At 63.3% G+C, this 19035-nt stretch carries 14 protein-coding genes; 9 read left to right on the forward strand and 5 right to left on the reverse strand.

Going from position 1 to position 19035, the window contains the following annotated elements; translation table 11 throughout:
• The first annotated feature begins 269 nt into the window (after positions 1-269).
• The 4 genes from bcsS to CS1GBM3_RS15950 all read left to right on the forward strand — a co-directional run bounded on the left by bcsS (position 270) and on the right by CS1GBM3_RS15950 (position 6332).
• Positions 270-1109 carry a cellulose biosynthesis protein BcsS gene (gene bcsS / locus CS1GBM3_RS15935; protein WP_072396472.1) on the forward strand — a complete coding sequence of 280 codons (840 nt, stop codon included), beginning with the start codon at positions 270-272 and terminating at the stop codon, positions 1107-1109.
• A gap of 200 nt (positions 1110-1309) precedes the next feature.
• Positions 1310-1981, forward strand: a complete 672-nt coding sequence (locus CS1GBM3_RS15940) for a TetR/AcrR family transcriptional regulator (protein WP_072396474.1) — start codon at positions 1310-1312, stop codon at positions 1979-1981.
• A complete protein-coding gene (locus CS1GBM3_RS15945) occupies positions 1978-3231 on the forward strand; it encodes an efflux RND transporter periplasmic adaptor subunit (RefSeq protein WP_072396476.1) in 1254 nt (417 codons plus the stop codon). The genes CS1GBM3_RS15940 and CS1GBM3_RS15945 overlap by 4 nt, the downstream gene beginning before the upstream one ends.
• Positions 3228-6332, forward strand: a complete 3105-nt coding sequence (locus CS1GBM3_RS15950; protein WP_072396478.1) for an efflux RND transporter permease subunit — start codon at positions 3228-3230, stop codon at positions 6330-6332. The genes CS1GBM3_RS15945 and CS1GBM3_RS15950 overlap by 4 nt, the downstream gene beginning before the upstream one ends.
• Before the next feature lie 2 nt (positions 6333-6334).
• Here CS1GBM3_RS15950 and CS1GBM3_RS15955 read toward each other — a convergent pair whose 3' ends face one another.
• The gene (locus CS1GBM3_RS15955) at positions 6335-7420 is read right to left on the reverse strand and encodes a quinone-dependent dihydroorotate dehydrogenase (RefSeq protein WP_072396480.1); all 1086 of its coding nucleotides are present in this window, start codon (positions 7418-7420) and stop codon (positions 6335-6337) included.
• The gene (locus tag CS1GBM3_RS15960) at positions 7417-7758 is read right to left on the reverse strand and encodes a DUF952 domain-containing protein (protein ID WP_072396481.1); all 342 of its coding nucleotides are present in this window, start codon (positions 7756-7758) and stop codon (positions 7417-7419) included. Before CS1GBM3_RS15960 ends, CS1GBM3_RS15955 begins: the two co-directional genes overlap by 4 nt.
• A gap of 308 nt (positions 7759-8066) precedes the next feature.
• Here CS1GBM3_RS15960 and CS1GBM3_RS15965 point away from each other — a divergent pair, with 308 nt between their 5' ends.
• Positions 8067-9716 (forward strand): DUF262 domain-containing protein, encoded by a 1650-nt coding sequence (locus CS1GBM3_RS15965; protein WP_083567672.1) that lies wholly within the window; start codon positions 8067-8069, stop codon positions 9714-9716.
• A gap of 3 nt (positions 9717-9719) precedes the next feature.
• Here CS1GBM3_RS15965 and CS1GBM3_RS15970 read toward each other — a convergent pair whose 3' ends face one another.
• Positions 9720-11402, reverse strand: coding sequence for a lysine--tRNA ligase (locus CS1GBM3_RS15970; protein WP_072396486.1), 1683 nt, complete (start codon positions 11400-11402; stop codon positions 9720-9722).
• 127 nt (positions 11403-11529) lie between these two features.
• Positions 11530-13245, reverse strand: a complete 1716-nt coding sequence (locus CS1GBM3_RS15975) for a hypothetical protein (protein ID WP_072396487.1) — start codon at positions 13243-13245, stop codon at positions 11530-11532.
• Positions 13246-14173: 928 nt separating this feature from the next.
• On the opposite strand from CS1GBM3_RS15975, the gene CS1GBM3_RS15980 reads away from it, so the two are divergent.
• A complete protein-coding gene (locus CS1GBM3_RS15980; RefSeq protein WP_072396489.1) occupies positions 14174-15052 on the forward strand; it encodes an alpha/beta hydrolase in 879 nt (292 codons plus the stop codon).
• A 79-nt stretch (positions 15053-15131) separates the two neighbouring features.
• Here CS1GBM3_RS15980 and CS1GBM3_RS15985 read toward each other — a convergent pair whose 3' ends face one another.
• Positions 15132-15647, reverse strand: a complete 516-nt coding sequence (locus CS1GBM3_RS15985; protein WP_072396491.1) for a DUF2147 domain-containing protein — start codon at positions 15645-15647, stop codon at positions 15132-15134.
• 377 nt (positions 15648-16024) lie between these two features.
• Between CS1GBM3_RS15985 and CS1GBM3_RS15990 the strand changes: the two genes are divergently transcribed.
• From CS1GBM3_RS15990 to CS1GBM3_RS16000, 3 genes are read left to right on the forward strand one after another with little or no spacing between them, the layout of a single operon-like run.
• Positions 16025-17158 carry an ABC transporter permease gene (locus tag CS1GBM3_RS15990; RefSeq protein ID WP_072396493.1) on the forward strand — a complete coding sequence of 378 codons (1134 nt, stop codon included), beginning with the start codon at positions 16025-16027 and terminating at the stop codon, positions 17156-17158.
• Positions 17155-17907, forward strand: coding sequence for an ABC transporter ATP-binding protein (locus CS1GBM3_RS15995; RefSeq protein WP_072396495.1), 753 nt, complete (start codon positions 17155-17157; stop codon positions 17905-17907). The genes CS1GBM3_RS15990 and CS1GBM3_RS15995 overlap by 4 nt, the downstream gene beginning before the upstream one ends.
• Positions 17900-18982, forward strand: a complete 1083-nt coding sequence (locus CS1GBM3_RS16000) for an HlyD family secretion protein (protein WP_072396497.1) — start codon at positions 17900-17902, stop codon at positions 18980-18982. The genes CS1GBM3_RS15995 and CS1GBM3_RS16000 overlap by 8 nt, the downstream gene beginning before the upstream one ends.
• Positions 18983-19035 lie beyond the last annotated feature (53 nt).

Here is a 19035-nt window from a genome sequence, read left to right on the forward strand (position 1 = left end):
CGAATGATATTTACCATGCTGAGAACTACGCCCGTAGGCTAAGCACGGCGAGGCTCAGCGCCAAGACCTCGTTTCAACAACTGAAGATTATACACTTAAGGATGCAGTGCCATCTTAGGTGGTATATTTGACAGCCATCTGATATTCATTATTGACACTATTAACGTTAGCGTCTTGTCTGATCGCGGTGCTCGCTTTGTGTGTGCGTTATGTCGGCGGGGATGCGTTCAGTTCGAGTCCGGCTCGGCCGGCGCCTTGGCGCGTGGTCCATGGCGACTGCGGCTCTTCTGATCGCCGGTATCCTCTGCAACCCGGCAGCGGCAGACACGGCTGAGCAATCCGGTGGCCGGCAGGTCTGGGCCGGTGCCGACGTTTCGAGCGATGTCTGGCTCGTCTATTCCGGCGTCACGGTGGCGCCGTGGAGCAGCATCTACGAGGATGGTATCCGCGTCCGCGCCGCAGGCGGGTACGGCGGCTACAAGCAGTCCTACACGCAACACTCGATCGACCTCACCACCGACGCTGACAGGTTCACGCAGCGCGAGCTGGACGTGAGCACTTACTACGGCGAGGTGCTGATCGGCTACCTGAAGCGCTACGGCGAGCTGACGGCGAAGGCGTTCGTGGGGGCCTCGATCATCAGCCACAATCTCGGAATGGCCGAGGAGGTGATCGCCATCGGCGACGAGGTCGGCATCAAGGGTGCGCTGGAGCTGTGGCTGAACATCGGCGAGCGGGGATGGGGCTCGCTGGACCTATGGTGGTCATCGGCCCACGACACCCGCGCAGCCAGGGCGCGCGTCGGCTATCGCGTTTGGCCCAATCTCTCAATTGGCCTCGAAGGCGGCATCAACGTCGATGCTCGCGCTGAGTGCCGCTTGAGCGGCAAGAGAAGCCGCGAGTGCGGACACGTCATCGTCTCCGATGACGGCACGGTTGTTCGAGATTTCGATAGCGCCGAGCTCCTCGACTACGCCCGCGGCGGAACCTTCGCCCGCTACGAATGGGGCGTCAGCGAAGTGTCGGTTTCGGTTGGCGCGCTGCGCAACGCCTTTGCTGATAACGAGGTTGCGCCGTACGTGACGCTCAACTGGCTGACCCAGTTTTGAGCCTGTTCCCTACGGGATTGCGTTAACATTCTGATATTCCATAAATTTTTATCGGGACTCAAGCGAGTCGATTCATCGCCGCAAGGCTTGGATCCGCCTTGACGCCACCACAATCTTGGGAAACAAATAAAACGAATGTTCGTTTTATAAATGACCTGCGAAGGCTAGAACCGACTCGGCATCCGTCGTCTGAAGACCCCATGCCCAAGCTCAAACCAGAGACCCAGAAGGCCCGCCGCGAGCGCATTCTCGACGCGGCGGAAATTTGCTTTGCCCGCGCGGGCTTCCACCGTTGCACGATGCAGGACATCTGCCGCGAGGCGGGTATCAGCCCCGGCGCGCTGTACGTGTATTTCGCCTCAAAGGAGGATCTGATCGCGGGCATCGTCGAGCGCGACCGTGCCAAGCTGGCCGCGGAGCTCGCGGAACTCGCGGATGCGCCGGATCTGCTGACCGCGATGGCCAAGCTCGGCGAGCACTACATGACGGAGGAGCCGCAGTACAAGCGTGTGCTCGGCCTCGAGATCGGCGGCGAGTCGACGCGCAATCCCAACGTCGCCGCGACGTTCCGCTCCGTCGATGCTTACTGCCGCCAGAGCTTCGAGCAGGTGTTCGAACGCGCGCGCCAGGACGGCAAGATCAAGCCGCAGGATGATTCGCATACGCTGTCTGAGGTTGTCTCTCTGATCGGCGATGGCTTGTTCTGGCGCCGTGCCGTCGACCCGGACTTCGACATTCAGAAGATCCTGCCCGTGCTCGTGCGCATGGTGAGCACGCTGTTGAACCCGGTGGATCCTGCAGCCACAGACACCGCTCTGTCTTCGTCTCAACCCGAAACCGGAAAACCCCAAAAGTCCGAGGCTGCGTCATGAGAAAGCGTGCGCTCGTTATATTCGCGAGCCTCGTCGGGCTTGGCATAGCCGCCTATCAATCTGGCCTCGTCGAGCCTTACCTCGCGTCATTTGCCGCCAAGCAGGACGATGCCAAGCATAACGCGGCCAAAGAGCAGCCGCCGCCGGCCGTGTCCGTGGTCGAGGCAGCGAAGGCGGATTTCGTCGAGACGGTGCTCGTCACGGGGTCGTTCGTGCCGCGCGAGGAGATCCTGGTTGCGCCGGAGGTCGACGGCCTGCGCGTGCTCGAGTTGAAGGCCGAGGAAGGCGACAAGGTCAAGAAAGGGGATCTGCTCGCCGTGCTGGTCACCGAGCAGATCGAAGCCCAGCTTGCGGCGAATGAAGCCTCGCTCGGCAGCGCCACCGCGTCCATAGAGCGCGCAAAAAGCCAGATCCTCGAGATGGAGGCCCGCGTCGCGGAGGCGAAGGCACAGCTCGAACGCGCCCGCCCGCTCGTGCAATCGAAGTATCTGTCCGAGGCGGTCTTCGATCAGCGTCACCTTGCGTTCAAATCCGCCGAGGCGCAGCTCGAATCTTCACGCGGCGCGCTTGCGCAGGCCAAGGCAGAGAAAAGCCAGATCGAGGCGCAACGCCGCGAGCTTGTCTGGCGTCGCGGTCGCGCCGAGGTACGCGCCCCCGCAGACGGCATTGTAAGCAAGCGCGCGGGCCGCATCGGCGGCATCGCCACCGCAAGCACGCTGACCGGCGGCGATACCATGTTCCGCATTATCGAAAAGGGCGAGATCGAGCTCGATGCGGAGGTCGCCGAGACGCACCTGTGGAAGATCAAGCCGGGCCAGCCGGCGCGCATCGCGGCGCCCGGCGGCCTCGAGGTGGATGGTAAGGTGCGCCTGGTCTCCCCCGAGGTGGACAAGGCAACCCGCCTTGGCCGGGTGCGCATCTTCCTGGGCGACAACCCTGCCCTCAAGGTCGGCGCCTTCGGACGCGGCTTGGTCGAGACCGGTCGCGGTCGTGCCATCGCCGTGCCCCTCTCCGCCGTTCTCTACACGGCCGAGGGCCCGAGCATCCAGGTCGTCACCAACGGCAAGGTTGCAACGCGTGCGATCAAGACGGGGCTTGAGGCGAACGGCATGATTGCCGTCGAGAGCGGCCTTGCCGAAGGCGGTCTCGTCGTCGCAAAAGCCGGCACGTTTCTGCGCAACGGCGATGCGGTCCGGGCCGTGAAGCCTGAGGCAGCCGCCTCCGGCGAGCTTAGCGAGGCCAGCCAATGAACGTCTCGGCCTGGTCGATCCGCCATCCGGTACCGTCGTTGGTGCTGTTTCTCGTGCTGATGGTGCTCGGCGTGCTGAGCTTCCAGTCGCTTCCTGTCACGCGCTTTCCGAACATCGACGTGCCGATCGTGCAGGCGCGTATCTATCAGTCCGGCGCCGCGCCGTCCGAGCTCGAGACGCAGGTGACCAAGCGCGTCGAGGATGCCATTGCCGGCGTCACCGGAGTGAAGCACGTCACATCGGCCATCACCGAAGGCTCGTCCCTGACGACCGTCGAGTTCTACCTTGAAGTGGACCCGGACCGCGCTCTGAATGACGTCAAGGATGCCGTGCAGCGAATCCGCACCGATTTGCCGCGCACCATCGAAGAGCCCGTCGTCACGCGCATCGAGATCGAAGGCCTTCCGGTCGTCACGTATTCGGCCCGCGCTCCGGCCATGACACCCGAGGAGCTGTCGTGGTTTGTCGACGACACCATGGTTCGCTTGCTGCAGGGCGTGAGAGGCGTCTCCCAGGTGGCACGCATGGGTGGCGTGCTGCGCGAGGTTCGCATCAACCTCGACCCGGATCGTCTGCTTGCCTATGGCACGACTGCGGGAGAGGTGAACCGGCAGGTGCGCGCGTCGAACATCAATCTGGCCGGTGGACGCGGCGAGATCGCCGGCCGCGAGCAGGCCATCCGTACGCTCGCGAGCAAGGAGACAGTTGCCGAGCTGGCGCAGACGATGATTGCGCTGCCCGGCAACCGCAAAGTGCGTCTCGATCAGCTTGGCACCGTCACCGACGAGGTTGAGGAGCCGCGCACCTTCGCGAAGCTCGACGGCCAGGACATCGTCGCGTTCGCGATCTCGCGCGCCAAAGGCGAAAGCGATACGGGCGTGGCGGAACGCGTCGCCGAGAGGATCGACGAAATCCGCAAGCTCTATCCGGATGTCACGCTGCAGCGCATCGACAACACCGTCGACTATACGATGGGCTCCTATGAAGCCACCATGAAGACCCTCATGGAGGGCGCGGCGTTGGCGGTGATCGTCGTGTTTCTGTTTCTGCGCGATCTGCGCGCGACGATCATTGCCGCCATTGCACTGCCCTTGTCGATCATCCCTGCCTTCTGGGCCATGTCGGCGATGGATTTCTCGCTCAACCTCGTGAGCCTTCTGGCCATCACCATCGTCACCGGCATCCTCGTCGACGACGCCATCGTCGAGATCGAGAACATCGTCCGGCATATCAATATGGGCAAATCGCCTTATCGAGCCTCGCTCGAGGCGGCGGACGAGATCGGCCTTGCCGTCATCGCCATCACCACGACCATCATCGCTGTGTTCACGCCGGTGTCGTTCATGGGCGGCATCGCGGGACAGTACTTCAAGCAGTTCGGCCTCGTGGTCGCGGCCGCCGTCTTCTTCTCGCTGCTCGTGGCGCGCCTCGTCACGCCTCTGCTCGCCGCCTACTTCATGCGTGCTCACGACCACGTCGAGAAGGAAGGCCGGCTGATGCGTCTTTACACGCGCCTCGTGGGCTGGTCCGTCCGCCATCACTTCGCAACCGTCGGGCTCGGCCTCCTGATCTTCGCTGGCTCCATCGGCAGCTTTTATCTGCTGCCGTCTGGCTTCCTGCCGCAGGAGGATTCCGGACGCATGCTGCTCGGTGTCGAGCTTCCCCCGGGCTCGAAGCTCGCCGACACCGAAAACGCGACCGATGAAATCGCGCGCCGCATCGCGGCCCGCCAGGACGTGGAAAGCGTCTATACGATCGGCGGCACGTTGCTCGGCGGCAGCGAGGAGGTGCGTAAGGCGACGATGATCGTCACGCTGAAGCCGCGCGACGAGCGCGCCCTCGCTCAAAGCCAGATCAACGGCGAGATCACCCGGGAGCTGGCCGACATCCCGGACATTCGCTACTTCTTCATGCAGGACAACGGTCAGCGTGAAATGCAGCTCGTAGTGACCGGCCGCGACGGCAAGGCCGTGACCGAGGTCGCGGCCGAGCTAACAAGCCAGGCCAAGCGGCTCCCGTTCCTGCAGAACGTGGTCTCCACCGCAGAGTTAGACCGCCCGGAGCTACGCGTCTATCCGCGCTCGGAGGTGGCGGCTGAGCTTGGCATTACCACGGAAGCCATCTCGGAGGCGGTGCGCATCGCCACCATCGGCGACATCGGCGCCAATCTGGCGAAGTTCGAGGTCGGCGATCGGCAGATCCCGATCCGCGTACAGTTGAAGACCAGCGCACGCGAAAACCGCCAGCTGCTCGAGGAGCTGAAAATCCCGTCGGCATCCGGCACCGCCGTGCCGCTCTCGACCGTCGCTACGTTCGACTATGGCCAAGGCCCGACGGCCATCGACCGCTACGATCGCACGCGGCGCATCGTGCTCGGCGCCGATCTCGTGACCGGCACGCCACTTGGCGACGCGGTCAACGCCGTCTTGGCCCTGCCGGCAACCAAGGACTTGCCGCCCGGCGTCGAGATCAAGCAGTTCGGCGATGCCGAGATCATGGCTGAGGTGTTCGAGAGCTTCGGCCAGGCCATGGGCGCCGGCCTGATGATGGTCTACGCCGTGCTCGTGCTGCTATTCTCGAGCTTCCTGCAGCCGATCACCATTCTGTTCTCGCTGCCGCTCTCGATCGGCGGCGCCATCGCAGCGCTGGCGTTGACCGGCAACTCGATCAGCCTGCCGGTCGTGATCGGCATCCTGATGTTGATGGGCATCGTGACCAAGAACGCCATCATGCTGGTCGATTTCGCCGTAGAAGAGATACGCCGGGGTGTTCCCCGCGCCGAGGCGATCGTAGACGCCGGCCGCAAGCGTGCCCGTCCGATCATCATGACCACCATCGCCATGGTGGGTGGCATGCTGCCCTCGGCGCTGGCCTTCGGATCCGGCGGCGAGTTCCGCGCTCCGATGGCCATCGCCGTTATAGGCGGCCTCATCTCGTCGACGGTCCTGAGCCTCGTGTTCGTCCCCGCGGTCTTCATGGTGATGGACGACATTGGAAGCATCATATGGCGCCTGTTCAGCCCGTATGTCGGCAAGGCTGACGAGCCGGAGGAAAGCGCGCCGCTCGCGCTGCCGCCGCCCTCACACACCCCCGCCGAGTAAAGCTAGATCTGCTTTGCCGCCCACTCAGCGGCACGCATGCCGCTGAGCTGCGCGATCGAGCGCACACCACGCTCGTGGCAAACGCGCGCAAGATGCGCGTTGATCCGCGCAACGAGGTCAGCCCCTTCGTAGATGAGCCCTGTGTAAAGCTGCAGCAGGCTAGCTCCGGCCTCGATCTTGGCCAGGGCGGTTTCGGGGCTGCCGATGCCGCCGATTCCGATCAAGGGCACCTTGCCTCCCGTTGCCTGATAGACGCGGGCCAGCATGACTGTCGCGCGGTGAAAAAGAGGCCGCCCGGACAATCCGCCCGCCTCCTTTGCCGCCGCATCGGCGATCCCGGTGCGGTCCAGCGTCGTATTCGACACGGCAATACCGTCGACACCGTGAGTAAGAAGCGTCGTCACCGTCTCGCCGAGCTCCGTTTCGGTGAGGTCAGGCGCAATCTTGACGATAATCGGACGCCGCGGCGAGCCTTGGGAAACCTTCTCCGCCCGCGCTGCCAGGATGCGGCCCAGCAGCTTATCGAGCGCGTCTGGCGCCTGCAGATCGCGCAGCCCGGGCGTATTGGGTGACGAGATGTTGACCGTGAAGTAGCTCGCCACGTCGTAAAACGCCGAGATCCCCGCCACATAGTCGCCGGCGCGGTCCGCGCTGTCCTTGTTGGCACCGATGTTGACGCCAACGATGCCAAGCTGCGGCCGGGCCGTGAGCCGCTTCAACGCTGCGGCATGGCCGGCATTGTTGAAGCCCAGCCGGTTGATCACCGCCCGATCCCGGACCAGGCGGAACACCCGCGGCACCGGGTTTCCGGTCTGGGGTTTCGGCGTCGTCGTGCCAACTTCGGCAAACCCGCAGCCGAGATTAAGCAGGGCGTCCGGCACGCGGGCATCCTTATCAAACCCCGCAGCAATACCGACGGGATTGGGAAAGTTCAGCCCCCAAATGGTTGCGCGCAAGGCGCTATCCGGTTCACCGGCACACCGCGGGTAGGCGCCGAGCTCGAGCGCGCGCAGGGTCAGCTCATGCGCTCTTTCAGGGTCGAGGACCAGCAGGAAGGGCTGGGCGAAGCGTGACAGCAAGCCGATCATGCCGCGACATCCTCGGGAATGATCGGAAGGCCGCCGGTGTCGAGGTGCAACGCTTTTTCCCAAATGGCCAACGATGTCGGAAGAGGCCCGTAGAGGTGCGGGAAAAGGTCGCCGCCGCGCGATGGCTCCCACACCAGCGCCTCGCCGAGGCCAGCGTCGTCGATAGCAACCAGCAACAGATCGTCGCGCCCCCTGAAGTGCTTGGCCGCCGTCTCACGCACTTGATGGGGCGCCGAGAAATGGATGAAGCCGTCGCGCATGTCGTCGGCGGAGCCCCGGAACAGGCCCTCGGCACATGCAGCGCGCCAGGCTGCGCAGTCGACAATCTTGAAGATCATGGTGCCTCGTGTGTCCGCATTCACTCACTCTTTACCCACCTGGCGTGCAATTCCTCCTGCCGTGTTCTCGCGCTCGCCGCCATGCGCTAGAGTGATCCGCCCGCGCAACAGGAGCAAGCTCACGCTGTGCGGAGGCTCGGCCGAGCGAGGGATCAGGCCGTATCGAACAGGGGAATAGCACGGGATTGCGGGGGGTAATGCGCAATCCTGATAGACGACACTTCGACTGAAGAACCGACTGACGTTTTTAAGAGGTCTTGCCCGGGGCAGAGGTCTCGGGGAATGCGTGTCGCACTTCGTCGACAAGAATGACGGGGACAGTCCGCGTGCACGACTTGGTTTCTGTTAGCGTTTTGCCACTTAAAGATCTTTTCTCCGACGATTTCCATTTCCGGCTCCCGTATTTTCAACGTGCCTATGCGTGGCAAACGGAGCAAGTGGGCCGGCTGTTGTCGGACATCACGGCCGCCATGCGGGCGAGCGAGGGCGAACGCGGCTATTTCCTGGGTAAATTGATGGTCGGCAAGAAGAGGGGCCAGCCGGCGACCTCGCTTGTCGATGGCCATCAGCGGATCATGTCGCTGACGCTGCTTTTCGCCGTGATGCGAGACCTTGAGAGCAGTCCGCAGCAACAGAGGCGCCTGCACGGCTTCATTCGCGGCCGCGATTTACGGCTAAGCCCGCAGGAGGCGATTGCCGCCACATGCGAGCAGTTCGTGCAGACACCGGGCGGAACCGCGCTCGAGCCGGACGAGGCGCTCGACGACCTATCCGAGACCGAACGCAATCTTATCGAGAACCGCAACTACCTGCGCACCGAGCTGTCCGGCGTGGAGTTTCCGCCCGAGCTGCGCCACAGCTTGATCGATTACCTGGCCGAACGGTGCTGCGTCATCGTCTCTGCGGTCGAGGACGAGGATGAGGCCTGGTCGTTCCTGCGCACTGAAGAAGAGACCCGCGTCGACTTCTCGAAATCCGACCGTGCAAAGTTCAACCTGTTGTCCATCGTGCCGGGCGCCGAGCGTGCCGAATGTCAAAAGGTTTGGGAATCCTGCGAGGCGCTCCTCGGGGCCACCGACATGCACGCGCTGCTCGGTCATCTGCGCACCCTGAAGCGGCGCAAGCAGAGCGGCAAGCCCGTCGAGGTCGAGATTGCCGAGACCTACAAATTCAACGTACCCGGCGCCGGCTCCTCTTTTCTTCTAAGTGAGCTCAGGCCGGCGGCCGAACGGCTTGCTGCGCTCCGGCGCGTGGATGAGGATCCGCTCGGAGCAGGCACCTCCGTCGAACGGTTAGGCTGGATCGACACGCAGCTTTGGGTGCCGGCCGCCGTGCTCTGGCTGCAGCAGCGGCGGGCCCCCGAGGAGACGCGCCTCTTCTTCCGCAGGCTCGAGCGCCTGGTCTGGATCATGCGCATCGCCGGCTTCGATCCGACGCGCCAGCACAATCGCATCCTGCAGCTCCTTGGCGAGATCGACCGCGGCGGCCCTGTGGGCGGAATGCGCGAGTTCGAGGTCACGGCCGAGATGCGCGTCAAGGCGCTGGCCAACCTGCGCAGCCCTTCGTTCGATGCCAAGCATTTCAGTGCGCGCGTTTTGCGGCGCATCAGCATCGCGATCGGCGAGGATCCGGGACCGATCGCCCACGATCGCCTGACCATCGAGCATATCCTGCCGCGCGCCTTCGCACCGAAGAGCAGCTGGCGAACGCATTTCCCGTCTCCACGCGCCGTGAAGCAGCACGCCCATCGGCTCGGCAATCTGACGTTCCTGTCTCCCGCGGAGAACCAGAAGGCCGATCAGCAGGACTGGCCCGAGAAGCGCGCCATTCTCGCACGCTCCGAATATCTGCTGTCGCGGCAACTCGCGGACGCTGCAGAGTGGACGGCAGCGGAAATCTTCAGCCGAACCGAAGATCTGATCCGCATCCTGTTCAAGGATTGGGATATCAAGCTCTGAGAGTTACGGCGACGCCTTGGGGTCGGCCGCGACAAGCTCGCCCTTGAGCGCGGCCTCGATCAGCGCGCGCGTCTCCGGAACGCCGTAGAGCGCGATGAAGGAGCCGAAACGCGGGCCTTTGCTTTCGCCGAGCAGGATTTCGTAGATGCTGTTGAACCAGGCGTTCGAGACGCCGGGCTTCTCGGGCGTCGCTCCCTTCGCCGCGAAATCCTGATAGCGCGGAATGGTTCGCCCGACGTCGTAGAGGATAGTCTGCAACTCCTCCGCGCTGGCATCTTGGGATGCCTTTGCGAGGGCGTCTGAGAGCGCCTTTAGCGCTTCCCGCTCCACCTCGTCGGGGGCACGGTGCCGCTTCTTCGGCTTCACGAAGTCGGCGTAATAGCGCACCGCATAGCCCGCGAGCTGGTCGAGCAGCGGATAAACCTCGGGGCTCGCGTCAGAGATGTGACGCCTGATGAAGCCCCACAGCACGGATTTGTCGTCGGCGTTCGAAGCCGCGACGAGATTGAGGAGCAGCGAGAACGTAACGCCTGTCGGCACGGTGTGCGACGGCGGGTTGCCGCCATGGATATGCCAGACAGCATTGTCGAGGCGCCCCTTGGCGTCCTGGCGCGGATAGGCGGCGAGGAGCTGGAGGTACTCGTCGACGGCCCGCGGAATGACATCGAAATAGAGCTTCTTGGCGGTGCGCGGCTTCTGAAACATGAACAGCGCCAGGCTTTCGGGAGAGGCATACGTCAGCCACTCGTCGATCGTGAGCCCGTTGCCCTTCGACTTCGAGATCTTCTCGCCCTTTTCGTCGAGGAACAGCTCATAAACGTAATGCTCCGGCGGCAGGCCGCCGAGGATCTTGCAGATCTTGTCGTAGATCGGCGCGTTGGTCTGGTGATCCTTGCCGAACATTTCGAAGTCGACGCCGAGCGCCGCCCAACGCATGCCGAAATCCGGCTTCCATTGCAGCTTCACGCGCCCGCCCGTCACCGGCACGGTAACGTCGGTGCCATCCTCGTCGGCGAACGTTACCGTGCCCGCCTTTGCGTCGACCTTCTTCATCGGCACATACAGCACGCGGCCGGAGATTGGCGAGATGGGCAGGAACGGGCTGTAGGTTTCCTGGCGTTCAGCCCCGAGCGTCGGCAGCATGACGGCCATGATCTGATCGTAGCGCTCGGCGGTGCGCAGCAGCACCTCGTCGAAGCGGCCGGACTTGTAATACTCGGTGGCGCTCGCGAACTCGTACTCGAACCCGAAGGTATCGAGGAAACGCCGTAGCATGGCGTTGTTGTGATCACCGAAGCTCTTGTAGTCGCCGCCGAAGGGGTTCGGCACGGACGTCAGTGGCAACTGCAGGAAGGGCTCGAGCGCGGCGCGATCCGGCACGTTGTCCGGAATCTTGCGCATGCCGTCCATGTCGTCGGAGAAACAGAGAAGCCGCGTCTTGATCTTGCCTTCGGTCAGCACCTTGAAGGCGTGGCGCACCATCGTCGTGCGCGCGACCTCGCCGAACGTGCCGATGTGCGGTAGGCCCGAAGGCCCATAGCCAGTTTCGAACAGAACGGTCTTGTCGGCACCGCCGGGGATCTTGTCGAGCCGTTTGAGGAGCCGGCGCGCTTCCTCGAACGGCCACGCCTTGGCATCGCCAAGCGCGGTGGACAGATCGGGATCGAGGGCGGCAGCTTCGGTCATGACAGGGGCTTTCGGCGTTCGCGGCAAATCAGCGGAGGCCGGCAACCTATGAGGCGCGGCCGGAAGCGTCAATAAATCCGCGACCCAGTTTACGCGAGGACGTGATCGGAGGTCGAAAACGCTATCGTCACGCCGTCGTTTGAGCGGGGCCAGCGGGACGGCGCGGTCGGAACAGCCGCCGCAGGAGTAGCAGGAAGAACAGGACGGCCACGCCAGCACCGATCACCACAAGCGGATGCTTTTCCCAGATCAGGATGGGAGAGATGTTGCCGTCCCAAGCGGCCGCGACGTCGTTGAGAATGGTTTCCGGGCTACCGCTGCCCTCGCGCAGCATCATGTCCACGGCGCGGGCCTGATCGCGGCTGGCGAGCACGGCGGAGCGTACGCGCGGCGTAGCGAGGCTCTGCATCTTTCCGGGCGTCGCCGCGATGGCCGCCAGCACGCGCGCCCGCGGACCCGGCTCGAGCCCGTCCAGATAGCGCGAAAGCGACTCGAGCTCGGATTCCGAGAAGGCGCGCGCCAACCGCTTGAGATCCTCGGTGCCGAGGCCGAACAGCCGGTCGCGCGCATCGGCAGGGAGTGCCGCAAGCCGCGTGATCGCCACATGATCGTCGAGCTTGAGCAGAGCAGACAAGGTCGCGCGCGTGAAGCCGTCCGGCCCTGCGCGCCGGTAGACCTCGTGCTCGAGAACCTTCGGAAGCTGATCGCCCGCGAGTGAGGACCAGCCGAGCGCCGCATCGATCGAGCGCGTGTCGCGTGCAATCATCATGGCAGGCTCGGGCAGGAAGCGCACCGCCTCGTTGAGCGCGCCGTCACCGAGACGCTTCAGAACGCCTGCTTCGCCATCCTTTGCCAGAATGAGCGCCACCACCTCGTCGAGACGCGCCAGCTGCTCAGGCTTGACCGTATCTAGGAAGCGGCGGAAAGCCTCGTCGCGCTGCGCAAGATCGAGCGCCTTCTGGTGCGCATTCTGGAAGCTGCGCCAGATCTCGATCACGCGCTCGGCCGCCTTGGCTGCGATCTCGTTTAAATGCGCGTTGATCTGCTCGGCAATGGTCTTGGCGAGCTCGTCTTTCACCAGCCCCTTGGTGGCGTCGGATTTCATCTCTTCGGCGATGATCGGCAAAACGCCGTTACGCAGCTCCCAGATGTCCTTCGCAACGAGAACCAAGCCGACGCCGCCGGCCGCTACCGAAACCAGTCTCGCAAGAATGCTGCCCGCAAGCCGCTGACCGACGCGCGCCGCGATGTTGGCGAGCTGCCGGCGCATGAGAATCATCGCCGCGCCCGCGATGCCCTGGCTCGACTGCTGCAGCACCGTGCCGGAAGAAACGGCTGCGCGCCCGGCCTGCGTCTGCACGCCGAAATCATGCTCGACATCGCCGCTGACGATGCGCGCCACCGTCGTACCGTAGCGGCCGCCGAGGAACGCTCTCAAGCACTCGAGCGAGGGACCAACCGCATCCTGGCTCGCGAGCTCGAGTGTCTGCCCAACCTCATTGCCGACGCCCGTGGCGAGACCCTCGATAGCGGTCTTCATGACGTCCGACGTGTAGACGCGCTCGGCGACCGCGGCGGAAATTTCCTGCGCCTTCTCGGAGTTGATCAGAGATTGCGCGAGCCCGGCCCAGCTCGTCTCGCTGCGCACCTCTTCGATGGCGACGTCGATGCGCTTGGCCAGGAGATCGTCCATGCCGGCGCGCCGCCATTGCCGTTCGACGCTGCCGCGGTAATCAAACGTCTTTACGCCCGCTTCGAGGGATTTGAGCGTCAACGCTTCGATGGAACCGCGAAATCCCGTTTCGTCCGCCTTCTGGCAGGCCTCGTAGTCGGCTCGCGTCATGGGAGGCGCCGCAAACACCGGGTGCGCTGCCTGCGTGAAAATCGCTAGGACGAGGGTAAGCGATACGGCGGAACGCGGCAGGGAAGGCAACGACCAACTCCAAGTGGATGCGCACGACGGCGTGAAGATCTGCGCTCCCATAAGTTTACTATACGCTGGCCAACTGGACGCACTAGTGACATTTCCGACACTTCTCGCGTTCGGGGACCCTCCGCCGATCGTCGCCGAAGCCTCTCGCGATCAATTTGGGAGGGTGCTATCGCCGCCATTCCGGGTCCATTTGACGGTGTGCGTCAATCTGACCGTGTTATGATTTTATTCCCGAAGTTTTCGTCGATATCACAATCTGTTCGTCAGGTAATAAATCGACAGAACGGATGAACAGCAAACGGAAAGTCAGTCGGCGGGTTTTGCGTCGTCACACTTCTGCCGCACGCACTGGGGATCAGGGCACCGTCGGCGCCCGACCCCCGGGCTCCGGCAACGGAAACCTTGTGAGATTTCATCAGAAGGTTGTCCGCCAAGGTCTGGATGCTTCTAGATCTATTTACCTTGCGACCGATAGCCCCATAGGCAAAGGTGGTGCGGGAGTTGCAGGTAAGGCCCTAGAAGGTTTAGAGCCCCGTGCCGACGGACCGCTCCGGCGGGCAGGGCGTAGCTGGTCTACCTTTCGGAATGGCGTCGCCTGGATGAGCGATGCCCGGGGACCGGTTAGCGAAATATTTTCGTTTGGCTGAGCTAAGGGAACCCAAGGGAAGCCCTGCTTCATTATCGATGAAGCTGATCGCCGGACGAATGGTGCTGAGGGAAGAAAACAACAACCGCTAAAGCAACGGCGATTAATTGCAATGCAAACTCCAAGCTTGGCATTTCGCTATTAATCGGCTTTAGTTCCTTTTGACGGGTAACAGCGAGTTCACGTAACTGCATGAATAAGAAGGAAAAAATCAACGCCTACAGGGGTAGCCTGGTGATGCCGGGTGGCCGGGTGGGCGTGCTGCTCGTGCACAGTCTTGGGGGCAATCCGGTTGAATTGCGCTTTGTTGCCCAGGGGCTCGCTCGTCAGGGGTGCACCGTCTACTGCCCGTTCATTCCCGGTCTAAGCGGTGGCACGGATCCGTCCGGCCTGTCGTCTTGGAAGGATTGGTACGCAGCTCTTGAGACCGCGCACGACGAATTGAAGGCCCATTGCGACGTCGTCATCGTCGGCGGTCAGTCAGCCGGAGCCATGCTGACCTTGCGGCTGGCCCGCGAGCGCGCATCAGAGATCGATGGCCTGCTGCTGTTCGCTCCGACGATGTGGCCGAACGGCTGGGCTATTCCGCGGTACTTCCCGCTGTTCAAGCTGATTTATCACAAGTGGGTTGCCTCGCTGATGCACTTCCGTCAGCGCGCGCCGTTCGGCATCAAGGACGAGCGCATTCGCAACTTCGTCATCGAGAGCTTCAAGAGCGAAGGCCGCCCCGTGGAGGATCTGTTCGGCCGTGGTGGTGGAATCGTGTGGGAGTTCCTGTCGCTTGCGAGTGACGTTAAGCGCCGCCTGCGCGAGATCCCGCAGCACGCTGCCATCTTCCACCCGCGTGAGGACGATCAAAGCGACATCTCGAACGCCTTCCGCCTGCAGCGCGAGCTCGGCGGCGTGGTCGAGATGACGGTGCTCAACGACAGCTATCACATGGTGACGCTCGATCGTCAGCGGTCGACCGTCGTTGATCGGACGGTCGATTTCGTCGTGCGCCTCACTCAGAAGATCGAGGAGAAGGCTGCCGTTGCGCGCCTGATCCAGGGCAAAGGCATCGCCGAATAAGCTCGGATTTCTAGAGATTTCCAAGAAAAAGGCCGGGTGCGAAACCCGGCCTTTTTCTTTTACTTCACAGGATTCGTGATCAGGCTGGCGGAGGAGAGCCTTCGCAGCGGGGCAGATTGTCGGGCGCGCGCGTCCAGGTGAAGGACTTGCCGAGCATCTTCATGCCGAGATAGCCCGTGATCGTCAGCTTGTCGGGCTGCGCGAGCTTCAGCGCCACGTCATAGGTCTTGCCGGTCTTCGGATCGTAAATCTTGCCGCCGTCGAACGTTCCGTCCGACATCAGGCCGAGACCCCAGATCATGGGCAGGCCGCAGATCGGGCGCCCTTGGTTGGTCGGGTTCGGATTGTAGCGATCGTGCTTGGGCTCGCCCTCGGCGTTGAGGGGGTCTTTTAGCCAGATAATGCGGCCACAGAGCTTATTCGGAGCCTCGGCGCAAATGTAAACCTCGACAGCGCCCTGTCCGCTGTCGTCGTACCATGTCCCGAGCTCGGGACGGGCGGCAGCCGCCTCTGAGGCCAAAGTGACGAGGCCCACGGCCAAAACCGGAATGAGGCGCGCGGCGGCACCTGCGGGGGCATAAACCTTCTCGATCATGAGAAACCTGATGGCTAAGGAGCAGCTTCCGGTAAAAAGCGTCCGCGCCGACGGGGGGCCGTTCGTCGCATGGGCGCTTAATCTGCAACAAAAAAAGGCGAAAACACGAAAGTGAATCCTTGTCTGCCAAGACCTCAAGTATATCAAGGGCAGGAAAAATGACTTACCATCTTTCTGCCCCAGCCCTTTGCTTTGCAAGCATTGGAGCTAGAAGGGTAGTGTGAGCCGCCCGGAAGCCCTATATACGACCCCGCAACCTGAGCTAAAACGCGCGCGACGTTGTGGGAGTAAGTTTTCGAGCTGCGCTTACTTCACGCTCGTTGCCGAACACTGATTCTTGCTGACGCGTGCCGAGCTGCAAAAGATCTGTTTTTGAGATGATCCTCACTCTTGCGTTCCGCAATTTGTTTCACGACCGCATCCGGCTCGCCGTGACGCTGGTCGGAATTTTGTTCTCGATCGTCCTCGTTGCGATCCAGCTCGGTATGTATCTCGGCTCGAGCCGCATGATCACGTCGATGATCGAACGCTCGGACAGCGACCTCTGGATCATGGCCTACGGCGCCAAGAGCTTCGAGGAAGGCGGCATCCTGCTTTCGACGCTTGAGCGGCACCAGGCGCTTGCGACACCGGGCGTCAAGGCGGTGATCCCTCTCGTCGTATCGTTCGCGGAGTGGCGCAAGCCCGAGGGTGGCTCCACGCGCGTCGTGCTCGTCGGTACGGATGCCGAGGATGGCGGACTGGAGCCCTGGGCGCTCGTGGAAGGGACGTGGCAGGATATCAAGTCGCCGGATGCCATCTCGGCCGACGACACCTATTTCCGCGAGCTCGGCATCAACGGTATCGGCGATACGGCGCAGATCGCGCAGGGTCGCGTCAAGGTCAAGGCGCTGACGCACCGCATCCGCTCCTTCACGCAGTCGCCGTACGTGTTCACGACGCTCTCGCGGGCGCGCAGCCTGCTCGGCGCCGACAGCGACAAGGCAACGTACTTCCTCGTGCAGCTCGAGCCCGGCGCCGACGTCGAGACCGTGCGCCGCGAACTGCGCGACCGCCTCGAAGGCGGTGCAGAGGTCCTGACCAAGGCTGAGTTCGAAGACAGAAGCCTGCGCCAGTGGCTGTTCCGCACAGGCGCCGGCTTGGCGCTGATCGGTGGCGCGCTGCTCGGCATTCTGGTCGGCACCGTCATCGTCGCCCAGACGCTCTACTCGAGCACCAAGGACCACCTGAACGAGTTTGCGACCTTGCGCGCGCTTGGCTCGTCGTCGGGCTACATCTACAAGGTCATCCTTGCCCAGGCGGGTCTCAGCGCCGTCATCGGTTACGTGCTCGGCATTCTTATCTCGCTCGGCATCCTCTACATCAGTCGCAACACGCCACTGCCTCTGGTCATGACGCCCGGGCTTGCGGTCGCGCTGCTTGGCTTGACGCTCTTCATGTCGGCGGTCTCCGCGATCTCGGCGATCATCAAGGTCACCCGCATCGATCCAGCCACGGTGTTCAATAGATGACCCAGCAGCCCGTTCTCGAGGCAGTAGACGTGGTCAAGGAGCTCGGTAAAGGCGCCGGCAAGGTTGTTGCGCTCAAAGGCGTGAACCTATCGCTGGTCAAGGGCGAGCTGACGCTGCTGATGGGCCCCTCCGGCAGCGGCAAGACCACGCTGTTGTCGATCCTCGGCTGCATCCTGACACCGACATCCGGGAAGGTCCGTGTCGAGGGTGAGGAGACGACCGACAAGAGCCCCGAGGAGCTCGCGGAGATCCGCCGCAAGCACATCGGGTTCATCTTCCAGTCCTACAACCTGTTTCCGACGCTGTCGGCGATCGAGAACGTCCGCATCGCGCTGGACGTCATTGGCCGCAAGGGCTACCAGGCCGCGTTGCGCGCCGAGGAGGTGCTGCGCGACGTCGGGCTCGGCAACCGGCTGAAGAACTACCCGTCGAACCTTTCGGGCGGAGAGCAGCAGCGCGTCGCGGTCGCGCGCGCCATCGCAGCCTCGCCGTCTGTCGTTCTCGCGGACGAGCCGACGGCAGCTCTCGACAGCGAGAACGGACACGCCGTGATGGCGCTTTTGGCGCGCATCGCCAAGGAGCAGAACCGCAGCGTTCTGGCTGTGACGCACGATCCGCGCACGCTCGGCTATGCCGACCGCGTTGTGCGCATCGAGGATGGATTGATCGTCGGTGAGGAGCGTCGGCCACAGGGCCTCGATGCGCCTGAGATTGCCGACCTGACGAAGAGGCGGAAAGCAAATGGCTAAGAAGTTGGATCCAACCGTCACCGCTGTGGTGGCAGCTGGCGTTGCGGCCATCGTGACCAGCGTGGCGCTGAATCAGATCGCGCCGCGGCTCGGCGGTGAGGCGCAGGCCATTGAAAGCGCAACCGCGCAGGAGAGCCGCACGCGTCAGGTATGGGCAGCATCCGCCACCGGCCGCGTCGAGCCCAAGGGCGGCGAGGTCCGTATCTCGTCGGAAGTTTCAGGCCGCATTGTCGACGTCCTCGCCGAGACCAACGACAAGGTCGCCGCTGGCGACCCGCTCGTCGTTTTGGACGACGACGATCTGCAGGTGAAGCTTTCGGCCGCGGAGTCGGAAGCCGAGGTCCGCATCCTTGAGCGCGACGAGGAGCCCGCGACCGGCATTGCGCTCGAGCGCCGCCAGGCGGAGGACGCACTGAACACGTCCGAGCGCGCGCGTTTCACTGCTCAGCAGGAGTTCGACGAGACCTATCGTAAGTTCAAGCACGGCAACGCCGACACCAACGCCGTGAAGAGCGCCCGCGAAAAGCTGGTTGAGGCGCGCAAGAAGGCAACGGAAGATCGCGCCAAGCTCGATGAGATCCTGGCCAAGGCGGATCTGCCGGCGCCGACGCGGGTGGAATCGGCGCTCTGGGTCGCGCGCACCGACGTTGCGCAGGTCGAGAACGCCATCGAGCGCACGCGTGTGCGCGCACCGGCGGACGGATCCATCCTGAACGTCTGGGCCAAGGTGGGCGAGCTGTCGGCACCGTCGCTCGAAGCGCCGCTCCTGCTCTTTGGCGACATCTCGAGCTTGCAGGTTCGCGCCGAAGTCGAGGAGCGCGACGTGACCAAGATCCGCATGGGCCAGCGCGTCATCGTGCGCGCGGATGCTTTCCCGGACAAGGATTTCGAGGGCGTGGTGACACAAGTCGCGCCGGCGCTTGGTTCGCCCCGCATCATCTCGCGCGGTCCGCGCCGTCCCAACGACGTCGAGGTGCTCGAGGTGTTGATCTCCCTCAATGGCAGCCCGCCCCTGCTGACCGGCATGCGCGTTGACGCATTCTTCCGGAACGAGGCCGCTTCCGCTGCTCGTTAGGCACTAGGCATTCAGTTTGAGGGCGCCAAATGTTTCGCCCGCTCGTCTTGCGC

This window comes from Hyphomicrobium sp. CS1GBMeth3, from assembly GCF_900117455.1.
Lineage (GTDB): Bacteria > Pseudomonadota > Alphaproteobacteria > Rhizobiales > Hyphomicrobiaceae > Hyphomicrobium_C.

Bases quoted from the DNA above. Each gene is read 5' to 3' on its own strand.
- CS1GBM3_RS15940 (WP_072396474.1), top strand. From the start codon at position 1,310: ATGCCCAAGCTCAAACCAGAGACCCAGAAGGCCCGCCGCGAGCGCATT.
- CS1GBM3_RS15950 (WP_072396478.1), top strand. From the start codon at position 3,228: ATGAACGTCTCGGCCTGGTCGATCCGCCATCCGGTACCGTCGTTGGTG.
- CS1GBM3_RS15965 (WP_083567672.1), top strand. From the start codon at position 8,067: ATGACGGGGACAGTCCGCGTGCACGACTTGGTTTCTGTTAGCGTTTTG.
- CS1GBM3_RS15990 (WP_072396493.1), top strand. From the start codon at position 16,025: ATGATCCTCACTCTTGCGTTCCGCAATTTGTTTCACGACCGCATCCGG.
- bcsS (WP_072396472.1), top strand. From the start codon at position 270: ATGGCGACTGCGGCTCTTCTGATCGCCGGTATCCTCTGCAACCCGGCA.
- CS1GBM3_RS16000 (WP_072396497.1), top strand. From the start codon at position 17,900: ATGGCTAAGAAGTTGGATCCAACCGTCACCGCTGTGGTGGCAGCTGGC.
- CS1GBM3_RS15980 (WP_072396489.1), top strand. From the start codon at position 14,174: ATGAATAAGAAGGAAAAAATCAACGCCTACAGGGGTAGCCTGGTGATG.
- CS1GBM3_RS15960 (WP_072396481.1), bottom strand. From the start codon at position 7,758: ATGATCTTCAAGATTGTCGACTGCGCAGCCTGGCGCGCTGCATGTGCC.
- CS1GBM3_RS15945 (WP_072396476.1), top strand. From the start codon at position 1,978: ATGAGAAAGCGTGCGCTCGTTATATTCGCGAGCCTCGTCGGGCTTGGC.
- CS1GBM3_RS15985 (WP_072396491.1), bottom strand. From the start codon at position 15,647: ATGATCGAGAAGGTTTATGCCCCCGCAGGTGCCGCCGCGCGCCTCATT.
- CS1GBM3_RS15975 (WP_072396487.1), bottom strand. From the start codon at position 13,245: ATGACGCGAGCCGACTACGAGGCCTGCCAGAAGGCGGACGAAACGGGA.
- CS1GBM3_RS15955 (WP_072396480.1), bottom strand. From the start codon at position 7,420: ATGATCGGCTTGCTGTCACGCTTCGCCCAGCCCTTCCTGCTGGTCCTC.
- CS1GBM3_RS15970 (WP_072396486.1), bottom strand. From the start codon at position 11,402: ATGACCGAAGCTGCCGCCCTCGATCCCGATCTGTCCACCGCGCTTGGC.
- CS1GBM3_RS15995 (WP_072396495.1), top strand. From the start codon at position 17,155: ATGACCCAGCAGCCCGTTCTCGAGGCAGTAGACGTGGTCAAGGAGCTC.